Below are 6,059 nucleotides of genomic sequence, written 5' to 3' on the forward strand. Positions count from 1 at the left end.
TGGTCGATTCACATCCCACCCGGAGGACCTCACCCCTTACCCACCGACCCGCCGACCGTCACCAACCTCACGGGACACAACACCTAGGCGTCGAGGCCCATCGCCGCCATGCGCCGGGAATGCGCCGCCATGAGGTCGGTGAAAACCGGCTCCACCTTCTTCGCGTCCTTCGCGGCATCCGTCGCCCCCGGCTCGGGCGCGCGCAGCACGCCCCGCGCGATCAGCAGCGTGTCGCCGACCAGGCGCCGCCCCCACAGCGCCAGCAGCGCCCGCCACTCGGGGTCGGCCGCGATGGCGTCGGTGAGGATCCCCACCAGCTCTTCCCGGTCGTCGCCGGCCTGCAGGATCTCGGCGACGGCGCGACCGGTGTCGCCGTAGCTGGCCGACAGCGACAGGTAGAAGTCGTCGAGCATGCCCGCGGTGATGTGCACCGACAGCATCGTCTCCAGAGGCCTGGCACCGTGGGTGGCCCGGCGGAACGCATCCAGCGGCTCGCGGAAGGGCAGCATGAGCTGCTGCGGGTCGTCGCCACGGCGGCGGATGAGGGCGACCAGCTCGCGGTGCTTGAGGAGGGCTGTGCCGGCCGCCATCGACAGCGACTCCTTCTTGGCCAGCTCCGCGGTGGGCGCGATCAACTCGCTGAGGGTCTCGAAGTACCCGAGCTGCAGGTAGGCGGCCTGCCCCAGATAGGTGCCGACCTCTGGGGCGAGCGCGGCGAAGTCGACGCGGCGCACGTCGCCGTGGTCGCCGCGGGAGCGCAGCATGAGCGGACGCCCGGCCGGGCGCGCACGCTGCCAGAACCACGTGACCACGCGTCCAGCCTAGGCTCCCGCGCTCGCCTCGTCCCCCGTCCTCGGGGGTGCGCGAGACCTCCCGTTTGCAACGGTGCTCGTCGAAAAGCGTTGCAAACGGGAGGTTTCGCGAGACCGGATGCCACCAGGAGAGGGCCCCCGCGGGGCGTCGCCGGCCACTCGCGCGCTCTCGGGTAGGGTGAGAAGGTCCCGCCGCAGGAGCGGGACCACCGCGCCTGTGGCGAAACGAGGGCGTGGATCCCTCTCACCCGGCGGCACGCACCGCCAGACAGGCACGGACAGTGACGACATTCGTCGAACTCGGCGTCGACCAGGACATCGTGGACTCCTTGGCCGCACGCGGCATCGTGGACGCGTTCCCGATCCAGGAGCAGACCATCCCGCTCGGCATCCCCGGCCAGGACATCATCGGCCAGGCCAAGACCGGCACCGGCAAGACCTTCGGCTTCGGCATCCCGCTCGTGCAGCGGCTCGGACCGGCCCCCGAGCCCGGCGTCAAGGCGCTGGTCGTGGTGCCCACCCGCGAGCTGGCGGTGCAGGTGTTCGAGGACATCGACATGCTGACCCAGAACCGTCCGACCAGCGTCGTGGCGATCTACGGCGGCAAGGCCTACGAGGGTCAGATCGAGCAGCTCAAGGCCGGCGCGCAGATCGTCGTCGGCACCCCGGGGCGCCTCATCGATCTCGCCGGCCAGCGCCTGCTCGACCTCTCGAACGCCACCGAGGTGGTGCTCGACGAGGCCGACAAGATGCTGGACCTCGGCTTCCTCCCCGACATCGAGAAGATCTTCGCCAAGCTTCCCTCCGTGCGGCACACGCAGCTGTTCTCGGCGACCATGCCCGGGCCCATCGTCGCCCTGGCCCGCCGGTTCATGTCTAACCCCATCCACATCCGGGCGACCGACCCCGACGAGGGCATCGCCCAGGCCAACATCCGTCACCTCGTGTATCGCGCGCACTCGATGGACAAGGACGAGGTCATCGCCCGGATCCTGCAGGCCGACGGGCGCGGCAAGACGGTGATCTTCACGCGCACCAAGCGCGCCGCGCAGAAGCTCGTGGACGAGCTGAGCGACCGCGGCTTCAACGCGGGCGCGGTGCACGGCGACATGAGCCAGGAGTCGCGCGAGCGTTCGATGGCGGCGTTCAAGGCCGGCCGCAAGGACGTGCTCATCGCCACCGACGTCGCCGCCCGCGGCATCGACGTCGACGACGTCACGCACGTCATCAACCACACCATCCCCGACGACGAGAAGGCCTACCTGCACCGCGTCGGCCGCACCGGACGGGCCGGCAAAACCGGCATCGCCGTGACGTTCGTCGACTGGGAGGACCTGCACAAGTGGGCCCTCATCAACCGCGCCCTGGAGTTCGGCCAGCCCGAGCCGGTCGAGACCTATTCCTCCAGCCCGCACCTGTACGCGGACCTCGACATCCCGGAGGGCACGCGGGGCCGCATCGCCACGGCGCCGAAGACCCAGACCGCCCGCACGACGCGTCCGGCCGCGGCCAGTGCCGTGGAGGATGCCGGTGAGGCCGGCGGCACGCGTCGCCGCCGGCGGCGGCGCTCGGCCTCCTCCCGGGTCGGCGAGACGTTCGCGACCGACACGGCGCCGGCCGCCGAGCCGACGACCCGTCCCGCGACGGAGGATGCCGGGACAGAGGGCGCCGGCACGCACGACGGGCAGGGCAGAGAGCATCACGACGGCCGTCCCGCACCGCGGCGGCGGCGCCGTCGGCGTGGCTCGGGCGGCGCTCCGGCGGCCTGAACCGGCCGCTGTGGTGCCGCGATGACGTCTGAGCCGCCGACCTTCGCCGACTGGCCGGCCCACCTGCCGCCGCCGACGAGCGGAACGCGATTGGACGGCGGCTGGATCGCCGCGACGTGGCGATGCCGCCTCGCCGACGGCCGCGAGGTCGTTGTCAAGCACTCCCCACACCCCGCGGAGGGCGAGGCCGACGGGCTGGCCGCGCTGCGCGCCGCCGGCGTACCCACACCCGAGGTGATCGCCGTCTCCGGCGACCTGCTGGTGCTGGCGCTCGTCGACGGCGCGCCGGACTGGGGCGGCCTGGGCGCGGCGATCGCCCGCATGCACCGCACGACCGGCGACCGCTACGGCTGGCACCGCGACAACCACGCAGGGCGGTTCGCGCAGACCAACACGTGGTCGGACCACTGGCCGAGCTTCTTCGCCGAGCACCGCGTGCGTGCGCACCTGCGCGACCCCGAGGTGCCGCGCGAGCTCAGGCTGCGGCTGGAGCGCGCGTGCGACGGCCCGATCCAGGAGCTCCTCCCCGCCGCGCCGCCGCCGTCGCTGACCCACGGCGACCTCGGGCACGGCAACATCGTCGCCGGCCGCTGGGTGATCGATCCCGAGGTCTGCTTCGCCGACCGCGAGCTCGACCTGGCGTTCATGCTCTCGGCGCGACGCAACCCGCTGCCGCCGGAGTTCTGGGCGGCCTACCAGGACGTCTGGCCTATCCCCGACGACTTCGACGAACGTCGGCTGGTGCTGGGGCTGCACCACCGCCTCCTGCAGGTACGGCACTTCGGCAGCCGCTGCCTCGCCGACCTCGACGACGACCTGTCCGCGCTCGGCTGGAACTGACCGGGCTCAGGGCGCGACGAGCGCGCTGCCGGTACCCCGCGCCGCAATGCGCGCGACCATCTCGTCGCTCGTGGTGAACTCCCCCGGCACGTTCGGCTTGCCGGTGCCGTGGTAGTCGCTCGAACCGGTCTCGATGAGATCGCGCTCACGCACGAGCGCGCGCAGGACGCTGAGCCCCGGCTCGGCGTTCTCGCGGTGCCCCAGTTCGAAGCCGGCGAGCCCGGCCGCCAGCATCCGCTCGATCACCGGCATGGGCAGCGGTGCACGCGCCGCCGGATGTGCGACGATCGGCACGCCGCCGGCCGCGGCGATCGCTGCCACCGCGGTGACCGGGTCGGGCGCGTACAGCGCGACGTAGTAGGGGCCGCGCGGGTGCAGGATGCCGGCGAACGCCTCGCCGCGGTCGCGTACGAGCCCTCTGTCCACGAGCGCGTCGGCGATGTGCGGGCGGCCGACGGTGGCATCCGCCGCAGTCCGGGCGGCCACATCGTCCCAGGTCAGATCGTGGTCGCGGCCGATGTTGTCGACGATGCGGCGCGCACGCGTGTGACGCGAGTCGCGAATGCGGTCGGTCAGGGCACGCAGGCCCGTGTCGTCGGGATCGAACAGGTATCCGAGCACATGGACGCTCCGCCACTCGTGCCGCGCGCTGAGCTCCATGCCGGGCAGGAACGTCATCCCGAGCGATACCGCGGCCTCGGCCGCTTCGACCCACCCGGCGGTCGTGTCATGGTCGGTGAGCGAGACCGTGCGCAGGCCGTGCCGGTGCGCGGCCGCCACGACCGCGGCGGGCGGCTCGGTGCCGTCGGAATGATCGGAGTGGAGGTGAAGATCGGCATGCCCGCGACCGTCCGATCTCATCCTTGCAGCGTAGCGCGGCGGGCCGTCCGCAGGCTCTCAGGCGGGTGACATAGAGTCGCCGACGTGCTGCGCCTGCTGGGGATCCTCGTGACCGTCCTGTTCGCGATCGCCGCCGCCGTCGTCACGTGGCCGCAGTTCTTCCGCCTCGAGCGCACCTTCCCGTTCACCCAGCTCGTGTCCCTGCGCGGCGTGCTCGTGCTGGCGTGCGCCGCGATCGCGGTGGTGGCGCTGCTGATGTGCCTGGCCCGTCCTGTGCGCGCGTTCGCGGGCTCGATCCTCGTCGTCGCCCTCGTGGCGGGGCTGGCCAACACCGGGGTGCTCGCCGTGCGCGGGCTGGGCTCGGACGGCCTTCCCGAGGCGACTGCGACGAGTGTGCGCGTGCTGACGTGGAACACCGCGGGCAGCGCCACCGACCCGCAGCTGATCGCCCGCACCGCGGTGGACATGGGCGCCGACATCGTCGCCCTGCCAGAGACCACGATCGAGACGGGCGAGACCGTCGCCATCGCGATGCGCGAGCTCGGCCGCCCCATGTGGGCCCACCACGACAGCTACGAGGATCTCGCCGGGTATGAGGAGTGGGATGCCAACTCCACGACCCTGCTCGTCTCCCCCGACCTCGGCGACTACGCGGTGATCGAGTCCACCGCCGACGGCACCACGAACACGTCCACGGTGCCGACGGTCGTCGCCATGCCGGTCGACGGCACCGGGCCGATCGTCGTCGTCGCCCATGCCGTCGCGCCCCGCCAGGCCGACATGGCCGACTGGCGGCGCGACCTGCAGTGGCTCGCCGACCAGTGCGCGAGCGACGATGTGATCATGGCCGGCGACTTCAACGCCACCGTCGACCACATGGCCCGCCTCGGAGTCGACGGCGCGACGCTCGGTCGCTGCTACGACGCGGCCGATGCCACCGGCAACGGCGCGGTCGGCACGTGGTCGACGGATTGGCCGGGTCTGCTCGGCACACCGATCGATCACATCATGGCCACCGCTGCGTGGCATCCGGTCGCCTCCGACGTGCTCGACGAGCTCGACACGTCCGGCGGCGACCACCGTCCGCTCGTCGTGCAGTACGAGCCCACCGGTTGAGCCTTCGCCGCCGGCGGGGCGGTAGGCGCACCGCCGCCCCGACGCGCCTACCGCTGCGAGGTGAGTCCAGTCCGCGCCACGGTCCGCGCCACGCGTCAGGCGGCGGTGCGCCATGGGGGTCGGTCGGGTGGCGGGTCCCACAGCCAGCGGAGCGAGGACTTGGAGCGGAGGGGGATGGGGTGGAGGTTCATGCCGGGTGGGGCATGCAACACGAACCCGCCACCTTCGCAGGGTTCGATGCGCCATCCGGTGTTGTGCAGATGAAGGTGATGGTAACGACAGAGCAGGACTCCTGATGCGCAGTCGGTGTTGCCGCCGTCGGACCAGTGCTCACAATGATGCGCTTCACAATAAGCGGGCGGGCGGTCGCAGCCGGGCCACAGGCACCCGCCGTCCCGGACCGCCATGACCAGTTTCTGTCGGGCCGAGTAGAGGCGTGCTTCCCTGCCCAGGTCGAGGGGGTTCCCGTGGGTGTCCACGGTGACGTCGAGGGTCCCGGTGACACACAACGCGCGTTCGAGTACGGACCCGGGGATCGTCAACGTGCCGTCGTCGGACTGTGCCGTGCCGATGAGCCTGCCGAACGCGTCGCGGTGCACGGTGTCTCCGGTGACCGTGTCCGTCATCGTGACCAGGCGGATGCCGGCTTCTTTGGTGCCGTAGACGTCTTCGGGCTCGGCGA

The 6,059-nt window shown here is 71.8% G+C and carries 6 protein-coding genes; 3 read left to right on the forward strand and 3 right to left on the reverse strand.

Annotated features, from left to right (window positions below; genetic code table 11):
- Window positions 1-83: 83 nt before the first annotated feature.
- Entirely contained in the window at window positions 84-812 is a 729-nt protein-coding gene (locus QM641_RS12275) for a ferritin-like fold-containing protein (protein ID WP_415116889.1), read from the reverse strand.
- Window positions 813-1,093: 281 nt separating this feature from the next.
- Between QM641_RS12275 and QM641_RS12280 the strand changes: the two genes are divergently transcribed.
- Together QM641_RS12280 and QM641_RS12285 are read left to right on the forward strand one after the other, a co-directional pair.
- A complete protein-coding gene (locus QM641_RS12280) occupies window positions 1,094-2,581 on the forward strand; it encodes a DEAD/DEAH box helicase (protein WP_415116891.1) in 1,488 nt (495 codons plus the stop codon).
- A gap of 21 nt (window positions 2,582-2,602) precedes the next feature.
- A complete protein-coding gene (locus QM641_RS12285; RefSeq protein WP_415116893.1) occupies window positions 2,603-3,421 on the forward strand; it encodes a fructosamine kinase family protein in 819 nt (272 codons plus the stop codon).
- Window positions 3,422-3,427: 6 nt separating this feature from the next.
- On the opposite strand, the gene QM641_RS12290 is transcribed toward QM641_RS12285, so the two are convergent.
- Window positions 3,428-4,282 (reverse strand): PHP domain-containing protein, encoded by an 855-nt coding sequence (locus tag QM641_RS12290; RefSeq protein ID WP_415116895.1) that lies wholly within the window; start codon window positions 4,280-4,282, stop codon window positions 3,428-3,430.
- 63 nt (window positions 4,283-4,345) lie between these two features.
- Here QM641_RS12290 and QM641_RS12295 point away from each other — a divergent pair, with 63 nt between their 5' ends.
- Window positions 4,346-5,377: an endonuclease/exonuclease/phosphatase family protein gene (locus QM641_RS12295; protein ID WP_415116897.1), complete on the forward strand. Its 1,032-nt coding sequence runs from the start codon at window positions 4,346-4,348 to the stop codon at window positions 5,375-5,377.
- Between the two features lie 95 nt (window positions 5,378-5,472).
- On the opposite strand, the gene QM641_RS12300 is transcribed toward QM641_RS12295, so the two are convergent.
- A partial coding sequence (locus QM641_RS12300; RefSeq protein WP_415116899.1) for an HNH endonuclease signature motif containing protein occupies window positions 5,473-6,059 on the reverse strand: 587 nt, incomplete at its 5' end.

This window comes from Microbacterium sp. (genome assembly GCF_047605725.1).
Taxonomy (GTDB): Bacteria; Actinomycetota; Actinomycetes; order Actinomycetales; family Microbacteriaceae; genus Microbacterium.